General features: G+C 41.8%; 13 protein-coding genes. 2 read left to right on the plus strand and 11 right to left on the minus strand.

The window, feature by feature from the left end; all coding sequences use genetic code 11:
• Positions 1 to 522: 522 nt before the first annotated feature.
• The 11 genes from K9N75_RS22215 to K9N75_RS22265 all read right to left on the minus strand — a co-directional run bounded on the left by K9N75_RS22215 (position 523) and on the right by K9N75_RS22265 (position 13,439).
• Positions 523 to 3,225 carry a DotA/TraY family protein gene (locus K9N75_RS22215; RefSeq protein ID WP_080939139.1) on the minus strand — a complete coding sequence of 901 codons (2,703 nt, stop codon included), beginning with the start codon at positions 3,223 to 3,225 and terminating at the stop codon, positions 523 to 525.
• A complete protein-coding gene (gene traW / locus K9N75_RS22220; protein WP_046360313.1) occupies positions 3,222 to 4,436 on the minus strand; it encodes a conjugal transfer protein TraW in 1,215 nt (404 codons plus the stop codon). The genes K9N75_RS22215 and traW overlap by 4 nt, the downstream gene beginning before the upstream one ends.
• Complete coding sequence (locus K9N75_RS22225) at positions 4,423 to 7,485, minus strand: putative type IV secretion/conjugal transfer ATPase (RefSeq protein WP_046360312.1); 3,063 nt, start codon at positions 7,483 to 7,485, stop codon at positions 4,423 to 4,425. Before K9N75_RS22225 ends, traW begins: the two co-directional genes overlap by 14 nt.
• The gene (locus K9N75_RS22230) at positions 7,486 to 7,944 is read right to left on the minus strand and encodes a hypothetical protein (protein ID WP_046360311.1); all 459 of its coding nucleotides are present in this window, start codon (positions 7,942 to 7,944) and stop codon (positions 7,486 to 7,488) included.
• 33 nt (positions 7,945 to 7,977) lie between these two features.
• Positions 7,978 to 8,334, minus strand: a complete 357-nt coding sequence (locus tag K9N75_RS22235) for a hypothetical protein (RefSeq protein ID WP_046360310.1) — start codon at positions 8,332 to 8,334, stop codon at positions 7,978 to 7,980.
• A 10-nt stretch (positions 8,335 to 8,344) separates the two neighbouring features.
• Positions 8,345 to 8,860 (minus strand): conjugal transfer protein TraQ, encoded by a 516-nt coding sequence (gene traQ, locus K9N75_RS22240; protein WP_046360309.1) that lies wholly within the window; start codon positions 8,858 to 8,860, stop codon positions 8,345 to 8,347.
• Entirely contained in the window at positions 8,860 to 9,552 is a 693-nt protein-coding gene (locus tag K9N75_RS22245) for a hypothetical protein (protein ID WP_046360308.1), read from the minus strand. Before K9N75_RS22245 ends, traQ begins: the two co-directional genes overlap by 1 nt.
• 43 nt (positions 9,553 to 9,595) lie before the next feature.
• Positions 9,596 to 10,888: a DotG/IcmE/VirB10 family protein gene (locus tag K9N75_RS22250; protein WP_046360307.1), complete on the minus strand. Its 1,293-nt coding sequence runs from the start codon at positions 10,886 to 10,888 to the stop codon at positions 9,596 to 9,598.
• A 2-nt stretch (positions 10,889 to 10,890) separates the two neighbouring features.
• A complete protein-coding gene (locus K9N75_RS22255) occupies positions 10,891 to 12,000 on the minus strand; it encodes a DotH/IcmK family type IV secretion protein (RefSeq protein WP_193764618.1) in 1,110 nt (369 codons plus the stop codon).
• Positions 12,001 to 12,011: 11 nt separating this feature from the next.
• Complete coding sequence (locus K9N75_RS22260) at positions 12,012 to 12,719, minus strand: DotI/IcmL/TraM family protein (RefSeq protein WP_096081276.1); 708 nt, start codon at positions 12,717 to 12,719, stop codon at positions 12,012 to 12,014.
• 351 nt (positions 12,720 to 13,070) lie between these two features.
• On the minus strand, positions 13,071 to 13,439 hold the full coding sequence (locus K9N75_RS22265) for a hypothetical protein (RefSeq protein ID WP_046360304.1): 369 nt from the start codon (positions 13,437 to 13,439) through the stop codon (positions 13,071 to 13,073).
• 116 nt (positions 13,440 to 13,555) lie between these two features.
• On the opposite strand from K9N75_RS22265, the gene K9N75_RS22270 reads away from it, so the two are divergent.
• Both K9N75_RS22270 and K9N75_RS22275 read left to right on the plus strand, forming a co-directional pair.
• The gene (locus K9N75_RS22270) at positions 13,556 to 13,804 is read left to right on the plus strand and encodes a hypothetical protein (protein ID WP_046360303.1); all 249 of its coding nucleotides are present in this window, start codon (positions 13,556 to 13,558) and stop codon (positions 13,802 to 13,804) included.
• A gap of 321 nt (positions 13,805 to 14,125) precedes the next feature.
• Positions 14,126 to 15,331 carry a replication initiation protein gene (locus tag K9N75_RS22275; protein WP_072053602.1) on the plus strand — a complete coding sequence of 402 codons (1,206 nt, stop codon included), beginning with the start codon at positions 14,126 to 14,128 and terminating at the stop codon, positions 15,329 to 15,331.
• Positions 15,332 to 15,666: the final 335 nt, after the last annotated feature.

Consider the following 15,666-nt stretch of genomic DNA (forward strand, 5'->3'; position numbering starts at 1 on the left):
AAGAATGCACTAGCGTTACCGTTACTAACTATAATTTCCATAGAATCGTGGTCTCTAAGGGGTTGAACCACCACACAACGGCTGCTAATCCGATGACACTATGGTGGCGAGCTGAGCATGAGTTAGCAGTACCGGCCACGACCGGCCAACCCGAAGGTTGCCCAATACCCAGCCCGCCAAAGTTGGAAGACTGTATTGCGTGGTATCCGGACTGCTAATTCCGGTGCACTTATTAGTGCATGTGAGAGGCTAAATGAACTTTACTGTTTTAGCAAGCTATAGCGCTTAGTTACTTTGGTTAGGATAGTACACAAAATGGCTAATATTACACCAAAGAGCAAAACTGTAGGATGCTTTTGAATTACAAATACACCTCCTACGATAATGCCAAATGTTAAAGGAAGTAGAAAAGATAGAACCAAAATTAATATTGAACGAATGATTTTATTATTCATATTAAGCCTCTCACTATTTATTCATATATCATAACATATGTCAGTATATATTGCTTGGAGATACACCTCATTTTATTGAATTTTCTGGAACTTTATTTGGTTTTGATTTGCCATTTGGGTTTTTAGTATTCAAGGTATTCTCTGTCTTATTGGCTAGTATATTTGTTGCGTGACTTACTTTATCAGTGGTATCGCGACCTAATGATGATGGCATATGTCCACCAACCCAGTTAATAACCTGGTCTGGGACTATGTTCGTTAAACTAAAACTGCTTCCTACAATAGTAATTGATAACGAACAATATATTAATAAGAATCCTATGATACTTGCTATTCCTGTGAATGAGTCAAATTGCGCATTTGCTATAGCGGTTGGTAGCATTTTATTAAGAAATGTTCCTCCTACAACTACGATCCCCCCACCTAGCAGAAAACCACCTACTTGCAATATCGGCCTGAACATCAGGTTTAGCAAAAATATGTAGCCGTGCGTCGTTTTGCTACCCATTCCGTCGCCAGTGCCTAGCAAATGGGAAAATGCCCACAGTGCTGAAGCGAATATCCCTTCACCTATTATTACCAAGTAGTTTATACATGCCGCTAACCAAATTATGAATGGCATCAATGGTATATAAACTGAGAGTGTGATCCCTGAACCTATCAACATAATAAGCAAGACAGCAACATAAGGGCCAACAAAATCCACGATTGCCTTAAAGGCTGCTGTTGCGCCAACAAATTTGTTAGCGACCCATCCAACAAATGTTTCATTTGCACCTGCTGCAATTGCTTTAGCGGCTCCATAAGCTACGAAACTGGTCTCTGCCCCAGCAATTAATCTGTCTCCGAGGTTTTTCATCGATATAATTGGATTCACTTGCCCTGTATCATTCTCGGACATGGAAACTAGTGTGCCAGTAATATCTTGGCCCATTACGCCGAATACATAACCGAAAAAGCTCCCTGCATCTTTGATTTCATTCGATTCATAGGAAGACTTAGCTGTTAAAATACCTGCATTTGAGTTATCTGTTATAGATTTTTGTGCTTTATAAGCCATTAACGCTAGCTTATATACATCTACACTGACTGGCTGTTGACCTGTTGAGCTACCAAACGCACTTCCTTTTGCTGCGGCAGAGTTTGCTACTCTATTGTTGGCTACGGCTAGAGTCTGATACCAACTTCCAAGTGAAAACCATCCTTCAGACTTGATAGTTTCTGCTACTTGGTTTGTTAAGTTTTGGAGTTGGTTATTTACATTAGACGAGCGTATTGCAGCCGTTACTCGGTTTTCATACACCTGACTTGCGTGCTGTATAATTGACTCTGCGTTTATTAAGCTGGCATTTTCATCTGCTTGTCTTGATAAAACTCCGTTAACAAAATTTTGGGCACCTTCGCGCAAAGCTCTTTGCATTTCATTTAACCCTTCGATATGCGCGTTTTTTATTGCAGAAACATCTATCTTATTTGTAATGCCAAATTTTGCTAAAAGTGAATCATTTTCTTCGATAGCTATTGTCGCACCACCACATGTATAGCTACGAGACTTGAGAATAAATCCGTTATTCATTGGTGATTGGTTTATATAGTCACTCGAAAAGACTATCCCTCCACTTTGTTTTTCTTGCTCTAGGCTAGCATTTATACCGTACATGCATACATCAGCTTCAAATAAGGACCTAGCTAAAGAAGTCGTTGATGGAGCTACCGGCTGTAGAACGAATGTCTGGCCAGCCATGAATGCATCGACAGTTACATCTGTTGCTAAATTTGCTCCTCCCACACCAACCTTAGCCGCTGCATAAAGCATAATTAACGCACTTAAGCTCCAGCCATTCGGCAGCGGTGTAAGCATGGAGAATGCTGCTAATACCCTTATTGGCATCCAAAATGAGCCACGTTCACGATCCAGAAATTGCCCATCATGAGCAGTTTGAGCGGTCTTTTGTAATACTAAGAAACCGCCCATTGCTGTGCCAACGATCAGTAATGTTGAACTGAAAATCTTTAGTATTTGCGAAACTAGAGTATCCCCGCCATCTTCAGTGATCCCATTTAGTGGGTCATTTACGATTTGTCCGAAGAGTGTAACCATTGCCTGACGGCTAATATCAGTTCCTCGATCTGCCGCAGTGTTTAGATCATTTAAATTTTCAGCAAAACTCAATGCTGGCATGGTGATACAAACAACAAGTAAGGCTGTTAGTAACGTCTTACTTTTGTTGATTTTGAAATCTGGATTCAATGAGTCTAATAGCCATTTTGACTCTTTTCTAAAACATTCGAAACTTCCCATCTCCTCTCGAGTAAGTCGACGATTATCAATTTGCCAAAGTCTAAACTGTGTTGGTACAGTGTATATTGCTATGGATAATGCTGATGCTAACATCATAAGTCCATTTACTAACAGCCCATAAGTAATAGCTAATAATCCAATAATCAAAATTGAATATGCAAATAAGAGGATTAAGCGTTTTTTCAGTAGTAATTCATGTCGACGCTTATCTAGACTGAACTCTTCTCCCCTTTTGGCAGCATTACTTTCCGCAATTCTTATCGCTTGTTCGAATGGTACTTCTTTAACTTGTCGTGCTTTCTTACGGTTATCGAGTTTTACCAATATTTCGTCTTTAAGTTGCCCTATGAGCACTCTCTGATTGTCATGAGTTCGATATAAACGTTTAAAGGTTCGCGTCAACGGCATCAATGGGAGCCATATAGGTGCCGATACAACTTTTCCTATGCGTTTTAAATCCATTGTCATTCCCCTCCTGCGCGGGCGCCGATAGCCTGATACTGATTATTGAGCAGAGGGTCATATTCCCCTCGGATTTGTGATGCGAGTTGCTGGCCAGATACGATATTTCCAGCCTGCATTTCATTGCGGAGTTCCAGCAACAGCCAGTTAGTTAGCGATGACACTCTGATCTGTTCTCGCATTAGGTTTTCAGAATCCATCTCTTGGAGATCTTTCTGGTACTCAGTATTCGAATATCGACGTCCAACTTCGAACTGCAAAAATTCAGCCTTCGACATTTTCCCCGTTGATTTAGCCACCTTTGATGCTGTTTCATTAAAATATGATTTTGCGCTTGGCGATTGAATCGCTTCGGCGATCAATGCCTTGGACTCATCAAGCGGTTGTCGTTCCGCGAGTACCCGTTCTTGGGGATCAGCCGCTGCGCTTATCGATGCATTCATCTGATTCTTTAAACCCAAGTATTGAATGCCGGCGGCACTGTTTGCCTCTGCTTTTGTCAAATCTTTGCTAATGCTACGGCGGACTGAGTTTTGGATGTACATACGACCGGCATCTGTCTGTTCTTGTGTGAACGTTAACTCAGGCTCTTTTCCATCTTTACCCGCGCCGCTTAGAATGGTATCGATACGCTTATCTGCACCCGGCATGTCACTACTGATAGATGGACAAGCTTGAGAGCCTCCAAAAGAGGCGTAATCTATGCTGTCGCAGTATTGGGCATGTATTTTTGTAGAGCGTGCTGCGTCAGCAGTAGGTGTTAATGCCGGTTTATTGATAGCCGAATCAATGGCGCCATTAGATGCACTTCCTCCCCCAGGCCGTAATGCCCCTTTTCCGGCAGAGCTACCTGATGAAACTGAACTAGCCCCCCCTGATGCGGATTCGCTACATATGTTATTGGCAACCTGATATTTACTTTTAGCGTCACTAATTTTTTCTTGTCGGGATTTCTCTGTCTGAAATTCACGGTCTGCTTTCGCTGCCGCTTCAACGGTTGTTGCAACTTTACTTCCGTTTTGATTAATCGCAGATCCAATCTGCGTAAGCATTGTGGCCATGTTTGTTTGAAATGCGGATAGTTGAATAGCTACAGCGTTAAAACCGGTTTTCACAACCGATATCAATGTCGCATCCGTGACCGGATATGCAGCCCAAACCCCCCCTGAAATTCCGAGCGTCAGTAGTATTGCGATCGTTGATTTACGCAGCTTCATTATCTAGTTTCTCCTTAATTTCTGAGGAAATTTGCTCAATTAAATAGGAGGAGACTGTCTGTCCTTCAGCGTTTAATCCTTTATTTCTGATGCTTTCTTGATAGCGGAGCGTGGAACCAGAAGGGAAACGTGCGGATAAGTGTTGTCGCACTACAGCAGTGCCAAAGCGTTTATATAATTCATCTCTAATGATCATGTCTGCTTGTGATGTGTTAAAGGCCCACAGCTCAGTAGAACTTGATGTGTTATTTAGGATGTGGCAAACGTTACCCAAGCTTGTCTTGAAGTATGCTAAGAAATTTGCACCTTTCGGCCCAGGCCCGCGGCATTCAAGTTGTAAACGTTTGAGTGTTTCGTCCGTGACGTTAAATTCTTCTCTTAAGATTTTTTCGTCACTGGATGAGCCACCTCGTAATACAAATACATCCGTTGCAGCAGCACGAACGATTGGATGATGGTGTTCAAGGAATTGTGATGCGAGTTCAACAACAAGTCCTAACTTACGTCCCTGAAGAGCGTCTTTAACAAACTGTTCAGATGTGTATGGGTCATCTTTAAAGTTGTGAGCCTCGTCAGCGGCAATGATTCTTTTTTCAGAGCGGTTGGACAATATTCGCTCCCGATGGTGTTCTTTATAGATCTCGGGGCAATAAGGCATAAATGTTTCTTCATCAAGAAAGAAACTACGGGTTCCCATATGTCTTGCGAGCATATAGAAAATGCCAGCTTTGTTTGAGTTTGCGGCCAAAACTTTGCCAAGATCTATCGCCATAAAGCGAGTTTCGGATGAAATCTCAAATCTTGTTCTGCCAGCAAACATCGGGTAAATGTTGGAAACGTCACGAAGATAGCGTTGGACGTACTGCTGGATAGTCTCGCCGGTCGAACTAACGTTCACGTTCGGATAGAGATTAGCCATGATAGATGATGCGGCGACGCTATTGAGTAGCGTCATGTCAGGTACAGCCATTCGCTGCGCTAGGGCCGCTTCATTCTTGTAGCCGTTCTCAAAGAGTAAATCGACTACCTCCCACCACTTGGCACTTTCCCACCAAGATTTATTATGAGTACCTTGTTCTTTTAAAATCGCTACAACCTTGTCAACCTCAGGCAGTACTGTCGCTTCGTATGGGAGTTGGGTTTCTGCCGCGGACGTAAATTTGTAAGCTTGCTCCATCAGTTTTGAAAGAAATCCTTCTAAACCTTCCGGCGTTTTGGTCACAGTGATAGTGCCCTTCTCTCCTACAATTTGTTCTTTCGTCGAGCAAAGCAGTTTCATAAAGTTGAGTTGAAATGTTTTTTCATGTGGTAATGGCATACGAAGGCCAAGTTGAGTATCGAAAATATTTGTGCCGAACTCTCGTGAGTTCTCAAGCTCGATACAGCCAACTTCATGACGCCGTTCCGGTGGAAGTTCATCACGTAAAAGGTTTATTAATCCGAATGAACTTTTGCCGACATCCATGATTAAACCCAGCGGAATTTTGGTGTAGCCTGGCGCGACAGCGAACGCAAAATTCATTACGTTCATCGTTAATGATTTACCGGACCCAGGTGTGCCAGAAAACAGACGAATCCAGGTATCTTGCAGCGGTGAATACGAATGAAGTGGAATGATTTTTCCGTCAGGCGTACATACAGTTAGCCATCCATCACTAAAAGGAGAAGCTGCTTGTGTGAAAGGCATCATTTCTAGAGCATGACGAAGGGGAGGTGTCATGACTGTTGCGGGATTTGCCCGAGCAAAACCAGGTACGGTCGCCAGCCAGTAGGCTGTGCTATCGCCAGTTGAGCTGCTAACGGACGGTACTCCCCACGCTTGGATTGCGGCATCCAGCGTTGTAATACGACGTTTTAAGGTGTCTTGATCTTTTGCCCAGGTAGTTGCACAAAACTGCATACACATAACCGGGTCACTCTCATCAAAGTCCTTAAGCACATCTAGCGCTTCTTTCACTTTCTTGATTTCACCAAAAAAGCCAAGCAGACCCGCTGTCATACTACGTAGTTTACAACTGTCTAACCCCTTCGGTGAGAGCTGAAAAGTACAACGAAACGGCATTGACCGATCCATTTTTGAGAGAAGCTCAGAAAATTGTTGGATATCATGAGGTGCTAGATCCATGTACAACGTGGCATGATAGAAATTACCAGTATTGATGTACTGAGTACCTTCACTTACGGAATTATTCGATGTGCAAATTTGCCACTTTAATTTAAGCGGAAGAAAATCATCTACATGTTTGAGGCTTCCACGCGGACTAAATCCATCAGTAAGTAATAGCGGCTTCCAATTTTGAGCTGTTCGCTCTCTCTCTATCATGATACGTATGCGACGTGTGGCTTCTGGTACTTCTAATCTTCTGAGTAAGATGCCTGACGTGCCCTTGGCATCGCACAAACGAAAGTTATCAATAAGTCGTTGTACGCCGGTGATATGTAGAGTTCTAAGTGACTCGTAAATTGTATTTAAATTCTGGCCGTAGACAGGGTTTTGAAGTCCTTTCGTCTTCTTAGCTTTCTCGCTTTGTTCGTCTTTAAGCGTTTCTTTGGCCAAAGCAAGCAAACCCGTTTTGAAAACCAATAAATTTTGCTCAAAATGACAACGGCTGGCATTTTTAGATATTCGATCCAAAATAACGTCTTTAACGTTAAGGCCCATGCGTTCGCTGGCTTGGATTTGAGGCGCAACAATTCGGGCTAACTCATCATATGCTCGATCGGGGTCTTCTTCGTATGACAACCAAAATTCGTGGCCATACTTTTGGCAAAGCGGCCTTAGCAATGAAGATAGATAATTAAGCATCTCGGAGTAATGATTTTGACCTACAATCTGGAACACGCCTTGTAGATCAAAAACCGTGATTAATTCACCTAGTTCGGTTGTAATAATATAAGGTGATTCGAGCGAAGTATCGTTATCCATATCTCGCTTACTTAAAGGAACCACCGTATCCCAAGCTGAGTATTCTGGCATGGGCTTATTAATTGTCCCTGCAGAGATAGCAGCAAAAAGCCGTGAAAGGCCATCTAAAAACTCAGTTATCATTTATTGTCTCCAAAACAAAAAATTTTCAGCAAAGGTTTTTTTTCTTTTCTGAAATGACAATTTTTTGAGATTAAAAAATAGGAATAGATTCCTGTTAACATTTTTAGTGTTTTCAACTTCTAAGGGAGTCATGCTTTTTAAAGAATGGTAAAAAGCAACAGGTGAAGCTGTTCTAAAGTGGTCATTTACGTACTTTTGCTTTGATGCTAACCATTTCATTAGTATATGAGCATGTTTAATATCATTTTCGTTGTCGCTTTTTAGCAACTCGAATATTCCAAACTGAAAATTACAAAGATGACCTTGATTTTGATTTGGAAGGAAAATGAACGTAGCCTCATCAGTTATATGACTGAATAAATGCCATTTATCAAATGGAGAGTCTGTTAGTGCAAACTCTCTAAATAATTCATCTGCGGTTAAACGAGCATTCATACCATCCTCCAAGATATGTTCCATCAGGAAACAGCTCCCTGATGGAACATAAACATATTAATAAGAAGTCATTTCCACACCCGTCGATTCAGCGACTGTAGATAACCAGAATGTCGCGCCACCAAATACCAATGCTGCTAACACCAACCAACCTACACTGCTAAGTTTTGCTTCGTGATCTCCATTAGCTTTGCGTTTGATAATGGCACCGGCAAAAATCATGCAGAGGAATGCAATTACTCCAGCAATTACAGCAGCCGCCGTTTTTACGGTTTGGGCTTGATCAGCAATTTTTTGAAAAATCTCGCCAATGGTCATGGCATTGGCTGGTGAAGAGAACATAAAAAAAACAGCCGTGATAGAAACGAAAAATTTACAATAATCAATTTTTTTGAAGCTGAATTTAGATTTCATAACTAATCCTTTAAATACTTTCTGCGAAAGATGATAGTAATTGCGATATTTGTACGAGTAGTCCGCCGCCGATGATCTGAATAGCGGCTTGCGCTGCTAAGTCACCACCTTTATTTTCTCCTATTACCTTTTGTCTTAACGTAAATATGCCTTTCAAACCAAAAAGACCGCCCATCATCGCCACAAATGTCAATGCAGCATTAATAACATCAGCAAACTGTCCAAGGTTTCCACCTTGTTGAACATACGAAATTGGAGCAAAGGAAACATCGCCTAATCCCATCGAGTTACTTATTGCACCCAATGTTCCTGCATACTGCGCGACTAACGTAGATAAGAATAAAACTCCCGCGACTTCCCCCAATGAAATAGGTGTTGCTCCAGGAGTCGTACTACGCATCATTTTTAGCGCTAATGAATAAAGCCATAAAAAAGCAACGAGCAGTGAAATTACCCAGATTAATGCCCAGAAAGGAGCAGAAACATTATCAATTAGATTGATAAAGGCCACGGATAGCTCTTCCATTAACGTATCACTCCTTTTGTTGTGATAACCTCACGATTTATTGCATCTATAGCTATTACTTTTCCGCCTGCAAAATTTTCCCCGAGGGTAACGGTATATACAGTTTGTCCTTTCTTGATAAATGCATATCCGCTATATACGCTGTAGACTGAAACACCTGTAATTGTTTTCAATCCACGACTCTGGGAAATGGGCGGTGATTTTTTTGATATGCCATTTTTTAGACGGTCGTTTTCACCTAAAAGCCACTGATACTTCTTTAGCAATTCTTGATATTTAAGATCTCTAAATTCCGTATTCTTTTTAGCTAGCTGTAACGCCTCTTGAAGTTCAGCATTTTCGAGTGCAACTCCACCAATATCTTTATTCGGGCTCTTCTCTTCGAGCACTTCTATGTCCGGTGCTTTATCAGTTGAACGTGATACATCCTGAGATGCGATCCTGATATCTGGTGCTTGTGTGGTCTGGCTTGGATTATCAGAGGGAAGAGCTAGTGCAATAATAAAAAGAATAACAAGCATCAAAACGAGTAGTGCTAAAGCATACTTACCGTATTTGAAAATCTGATTGGTTTTATGCATTTTGGGTTTGACTTTTTCAGCGACAAACTCAGGTGTCGTCACTTCAGCAACGTCGTTATCCGACTTGAAAATAGCGTCAAACGCATCGTTTTCATCATTAGTATCAGTCATTACGAATTATACCTATTTATCGAAATATTTGAGCCAAAAAAATTTACTCTGCTGAAGCGGAGTTAAATATCGGTCCTGAAGCATTGATCCCCATGTCACTTCTGGTTTGCATCTCAACCTGAGATTGCGCCGCGGGCTGAGTATATGTATTAGGGGGAGTGGTATTCAGACTCTTCTCTACGATATCCGTGCTCATCACAGGCATTAAGAAAATGACGCCAAATGTCGGTTGATCTTCGCGTGTGACTTGAATAGGTGGAATACGTGCATTGTCTGCTTTTAAAACATCAGCTGTTTGTTGTGCCAGTCCACCAAAGAAAGTCCCTTTAACTTGTTCCGAACTTACTTTTCCGTCGTTATTAGTCACGACGGTTCCGTTACTAACGTAGCTAGTTTCTTTCGTATTTTCTTCATATAGCTTGCCAACTTTAGCTACACCCATTGATAGCGCAGGAATGAGAATGCGCCTGATATAATGATTATCTACGCTCCCCGTCAGCATTGAACGACCGGTATCGAGATCAACCGGTTTAGCCTGAATTTTATATGTTTTTGCAATACTCTCATTTTTATCGCGATATGACATTAACGAGAATGACATATCGATATCTTCGCCAACTAACTTGTAGCCAGGTGCAAGAATTGTCGCATTAGCAAGCTCTTTACACATAAGCTTTGCACGAACTATGGAATTCGTATTCGTATCTAATTGCGTTAAAAGCTTTGCGGGACACAGTTTCAAAGCATCGTAAATTTTAAATGGTGATATAGCCGGTGTTAAGTTTGTTGCAGCAGCAGTGAGTACTGGATTCGCAGCAACATCAGGCATGAATGTAGAAGCATACTTTGCAACATCTTTTGATTCTGCATCGGTTGGTGCCGAGTAGTTCCACGATGACTCAATGGCTTTGATAAGGTCCTCCGCTTCCTTTCTTGCAATCGCCGCAGGTTTTGAGCCAACTGATGCCTGAATGTACTGAGGAGCAACATCAAACGTTAATTCGTTAGACGTAGCCGCAACTACAGGTTTTTTAACTTCTTCACTGTAATAAGCTGGAATTGAGATCCAACTGGCACCTTTTACAATCGCAGTTGAGCCTTTATTCATGTTGTAGCCATCAAGCTGTTTTACATATGCCTGATTTTGCTCTGTCGTCACTTTTTCTCGATTGGGCGTTTTATTGATACGTGTCGCAGTTGGTTCATTAGATGACTTACTGGCAAAGGAGACGACCCACGTGATGACGATTGCCACAATGAGAAGACCAAAGAAACCGCCAATCAAGTAAAAATTTCGGCTTTTATCACCGCCGTTAAGTGATTTATTCTTGGCCATGTTTATAGCTCCACTTTAATCGTAACAGTACTACCCGACTGCATCATCGCTACAAATGGCGAGAGCTCCATTTCGTATACGTGTGTGCCATCTGCCGAGGACAAGGTTTTAGAGAATTGTGTTTTAGACTCCATCGATGTGCGTAAATACATCTTGTCGGCTCTGCGCCACGCACTAACCAAAGAATTATCAGTTTTGAGGCGTATTGCGTCTGATGGTGGAATACCATCTAGCAGCGATTGTAGCTCGGGGCTGCTAAGGCCAATCTTCGCAATACTGGTGATTGAGTATTTAGGCGCGAGCGGGCCGCGACGCGGAATTCTTATATTGATTCGGCTATCGTATTTATACGTTTTGTCGACCGCGTCAGGTTCAACGTTGGCAAGAACAATTGATATGGGGACAGGGAGATCTTTAAGAAGAACGCCGATATCCCCATTTCCATATGAAACAAGAGGTTGAACTAATACAATTGGGGTATTAGTGTAACTACGTACAAAAAAGCGGTCGCTACCACCGCTATTCATCACTTGTTCTGATAAGGGCCAAGGCGCGCCGGTTATATCTTCAAACACAATGTAGGTCGGGCGACCTGGTGCAACACGGACAACGGGATATGCTGATCCAGCCGCAAGGCTAATAGTTTGAGAGCTTGTTCTTGGTACTGAATTGATGATGGGCTGATTTAAACTCGCGCTAAATCTATCTCTATTTGCCAATGCTTCTTTCATGTCTTCAGGAGCTATTGGAGACAGCTTTTCCATCAGAGCTTGCTTGGTCGTCATCATTTCCTGTTGAGTTCCCGAAGCCCTAGCTGTCGTTCCTCGTTGTGTTTGGCCATACGAGGTTTGATCGGGAAAACGTGCACCCTCTGTTTTACCGATCGCGTCCGCAACCAATTTCTCACGCATGTTGCTAGTATCGGTCGTTTCAGAGACCTTGGGAGTGGATTCAGGGAAAGGCATGCTAGCATTAGCAGGTATGCTGGGTGAGACCGAATCAACAATTTTGACATTCGGACCCGCATCCGTTGATAGCTTGGTTGTTTCAGCATTAGCATTGCTAAATACGATACTGACAGCCACAACTATATATTTGAGTTTATCATTCATGATGAGATCCATTATTTCTGTGGGATTGTCACTACCTGTGATATAGCCACGCCCTTAGCATTTTTATTCTTTTCAACGGAGTTTAATGTTGCAATTAGAATAAATTTCATAGGTTTTGAAGTTGTATTTTGACCTACAAAACTAATCGTAATTGGGATCTGAACTTCCCAGTATGCGACTTTGTTTTTTATACCCTTTTTACTAATGATCGCTGTCGAAAACTCGGTGCGAGTGTTCACTCTTTCTTTTGTCATGATGTCTATAATGCCTGCATTTTTTACAGCATTAATCATGTCCGCTAATCCCTTATCAGTAAATCCATCACGCCCTTTCTCTAAATCTTCACGATATGTATCGAAATCAAGATTTAACACATCGTAGAGTGTATCTCGTGTAAATATTTTAATGCCGTTATCCGTAATGACAGGTTGGTCAAGAGGAATAATTGGTGTTAGTGAGCCATCAGGCGAGGTCGCAAAATATTTAATATCTGTATTAATTGCTACTAATACAGATATTACAAGAATCAAACTTAATGAAATGTTGGCTACTGATAATAAAAGCACCGTACGTGATAATCTATTGGCGAGCTTTATTGCTGCTTTAGCTTCTGCAAGCAATCTTTCTAATGCTGTAACTTCAACTTTAGTTTGAACTATTGTGTAGTTGCTATCTTCAGTTGTAGAGTTTTGTTTTTCGCCTTCTGTAGAATTGCTCATTTCAGTTACTCTATAAATTACGGATGATACGTATTATATGTAATTTGTCGAGAAAGTGAACCTGCCAGCGTTAACTATTTACATAAAATAATGGCATTTCTATATCAATAACTTTTTCGTATACGAAAAAACGACAGCTATCATGAATGATTAACGCATTGAATTTATTGTACTTTGTGATTAGCTGTAAGAGAACCTGTAAATAAATTGATCAATCATGTTCGCCGAAGTGGAGAGCAGATGATTGAATTCAGCGAGTGCGGTCGGAGTGAAAAAATGAAAATAACAAGCAAGAGCATGCATTACGAACTGTGCGTACTAGACGTAAACTACATCGAAAGGTACTATGTACTAGATCTTGAGGCGGTCGAATTTGTGCTTTTTCGCAAACGCATAGATTGCGGTCAGTAAAACCTCATGTTCAGTGATACCAAGCTGAATAGCAAGATCATGAGCTTTCTGGCTTACCGACGTATCGAGCCAAAAACTTATTTTTGGTGGGTTATTTTTGCGACCGACGTGTTTGTACTCGGCAGCCTCTTTAGGGGCATCCTTGAGAAAGGACAATACTGCATCATCATAGATTTCACCAACAGGAACATTGAAGGCTTTAGCCATCAGTTTTGCTGCGTGATGATAGTTCGCCGGTATAATTGCTCGACGAATAATTCTGTTATTCCGGATCGACGTTGTAGTAGGATTTTGGTTATAAATACTCATTTTTTATTCGCTTAGAGAGTAAAAAAAAGATCCTAAAAAAGATCATAAATGGCTTGCTACAATGCGATTGTATACTGATAATGTATCATTAGTAAACGAAGTGGAGAGGGAAAATCATGCACTTATCGGTTTTCGCTGAACTTGCTAAGTCAGGGGTGATTTCTGGAGTTATCATTTCTACAGATCCTACTGACGAACGCAAACGCACTGTTGTCGATCTTAAAACTGTTTTTGGTAAAACGGTTCGCTTAACGACAGCTGCCAAAAAAACTCCGCGCTACTTCAAAGATACAGTTCAGGCACTGGAAACGTTATCCAGTTACACCGGAGAATTGAAGAACGTAAAAGTAAAAATCAAAAATTGAAATTCTAAAAAGACAAAGGGTCTTGTGCTGGTAACACAAGACCCAAAGATAAGAGTCGACGATAAAGAAACAGTAAGAGTAAGAATAGACCTAGACTTAGAACTTTAGCGAAGTTTTTGTGAACGCTGGTAACGTCCTACAAAGATACTGCTGAGTATGCTTGAGCGCATTTAACTAAGGTCATCTTACTGTCTCTTTAAGCGGCTCGCAAGCTTTTTGCACCCGTAAAAAAGGGATGATGATGATTTTTTCAGCATTTTACAGCTGTAACGTACATCTATACATGCAGGTTTTCGATGTGTACCTTTTGGATGAAAATTCATGAGTGCACAGACGCAGCTTGCTGCCTGGTCAGTGTCGACATCTGCTCAGCGCTTACTGAATGAAGCGCCCTATCTGCCTCGTTGCAGTGACAACAAAACTGCCGCAATCGTCCGGCCAGTCCTTTACGCTATTCGTTATCCGTACATGCAAGTGAACCGAAGCGGTATGGTTTCTTGGATGGTCTTTGATCTTGACCACTCCAATGCAAATATTTGGGACGATTGCGGACTCCCTGCCCCGAATCTCATCGTTCGTAATCGAAAAAACGGTCATGCGCATCTCTACTATGCGATCGTTCCTGTATGCACTTCTGAAAATGCCCGTAGCAAGCCGCTTCATTACATGAAAGCTATCTATCAAGCGATGGCCATCAAACTCGATGCTGATACTGCTTACTCCGGCCCTGTCGCAAAGACACCATTTCATCCATGGTGGAACACCACCGAAATACATGACCGTGAGTATGAGTTGGGTGAGCTTGCCGACTACGTAGAACTACCAACACATCGTTGGAGTAAAGGGCCTAACCTTGATGCGGTGTCACATTCGCGACATTGCACATTATTCGAAGAGCTCCGGTATTACGCGTACTCGATTGTTTCAAAAATGCGCGAGACATCCACATACCAGCGTTTCCTTCGAGATGTTGAAGCATATGCGCATAACCACAATAATTTTCGTGTACGTGGTTTCAGCGCTAACCTTTCACTTTCGCAAGTTAAAGCTACGGTCAAAAGTGTTTCACGATGGACATGGGATTTCTATACGGGAAACTCTCGGTGTCACAGAGGAGCGATGCAGCTCGATGCCTCACTTCCATTATCACAGCGTCAATGCCTTTCCGCGCAGCGAACACATCAAAAACGCCAGCAGGACACCGCTAGTAAGATCCGTGCAGCGGTAACTGAATTGATTCGTACAGGCCGTACCGTCACTCAGGTTGCGATTGCTGCCATATCCTCTATTAGCCGTCAAACGGTAGCCAAGTATCAATCGGTGATTGAATCAAAATTAGCGCAGCCTACAGAGGTTTCCCGCATTAATGAGACTCCTGCAGGTGATGTTTTAAATGTTAAGTATGGTGTACATCAGATATCTGCCCCTGAAGTTTGTTTAGTATCTCAAACGCTATCTCCTACGTTGAGGCCGGATTATGGAGAGTCTGATCAAGATCGCGTTCCCATTGAGCCCGAGAGCAGTTGATTTATGAGGTTATGGTGGGCTTGTATGTCAATGTTTGGGATTTGTGCACGTTTTAAGGAGAGTTGTCTTTTTTAAAGATTACCTTCGGTCAACACTTCGCCAATCTAAATGCAAGATTTTGATTGGTTCACCGTTTTCGATAACATCGGATTTATTATGGAAGGTGCCTATTACTAAGAATATGTACTACGGGGAATGTTACAGCGTGGTTTTTTCATATTATTTTCTGGAGAACGTCATCAATAATTTTTTACTTTGAGATAATATCCTTTGGAAGGTTTGTACAGGTCTCATATCTCTAGCTAATCAAGTGAATGATATAGCCTATCGTCCGT

The organism is Hafnia paralvei, assembly GCF_020150375.1.
Taxonomy (GTDB): Bacteria; Pseudomonadota; Gammaproteobacteria; order Enterobacterales; family Enterobacteriaceae; genus Hafnia; species Hafnia paralvei.

Coding starts and splice junctions, on each gene's coding strand:
- K9N75_RS22215 (WP_080939139.1), bottom strand. CDS start 3,225: ATGACAATGGATTTAAAACGCATAGGAAAAGTTGTATCGGCACCTATA.
- traW (WP_046360313.1), bottom strand. CDS start 4,436: ATGAAGCTGCGTAAATCAACGATCGCAATACTACTGACGCTCGGAATT.
- K9N75_RS22225 (WP_046360312.1), bottom strand. CDS start 7,485: ATGATAACTGAGTTTTTAGATGGCCTTTCACGGCTTTTTGCTGCTATC.
- K9N75_RS22230 (WP_046360311.1), bottom strand. CDS start 7,944: ATGGAACATATCTTGGAGGATGGTATGAATGCTCGTTTAACCGCAGAT.
- K9N75_RS22235 (WP_046360310.1), bottom strand. CDS start 8,334: ATGAAATCTAAATTCAGCTTCAAAAAAATTGATTATTGTAAATTTTTC.
- traQ (WP_046360309.1), bottom strand. CDS start 8,860: ATGGAAGAGCTATCCGTGGCCTTTATCAATCTAATTGATAATGTTTCT.
- K9N75_RS22245 (WP_046360308.1), bottom strand. CDS start 9,552: ATGACTGATACTAATGATGAAAACGATGCGTTTGACGCTATTTTCAAG.
- K9N75_RS22250 (WP_046360307.1), bottom strand. CDS start 10,888: ATGGCCAAGAATAAATCACTTAACGGCGGTGATAAAAGCCGAAATTTT.
- K9N75_RS22255 (WP_193764618.1), bottom strand. CDS start 12,000: ATGAATGATAAACTCAAATATATAGTTGTGGCTGTCAGTATCGTATTT.
- K9N75_RS22260 (WP_096081276.1), bottom strand. CDS start 12,719: ATGAGCAATTCTACAGAAGGCGAAAAACAAAACTCTACAACTGAAGAT.
- K9N75_RS22265 (WP_046360304.1), bottom strand. CDS start 13,439: ATGAGTATTTATAACCAAAATCCTACTACAACGTCGATCCGGAATAAC.
- K9N75_RS22270 (WP_046360303.1), top strand. CDS start 13,556: ATGCACTTATCGGTTTTCGCTGAACTTGCTAAGTCAGGGGTGATTTCT.
- K9N75_RS22275 (WP_072053602.1), top strand. CDS start 14,126: ATGAGTGCACAGACGCAGCTTGCTGCCTGGTCAGTGTCGACATCTGCT.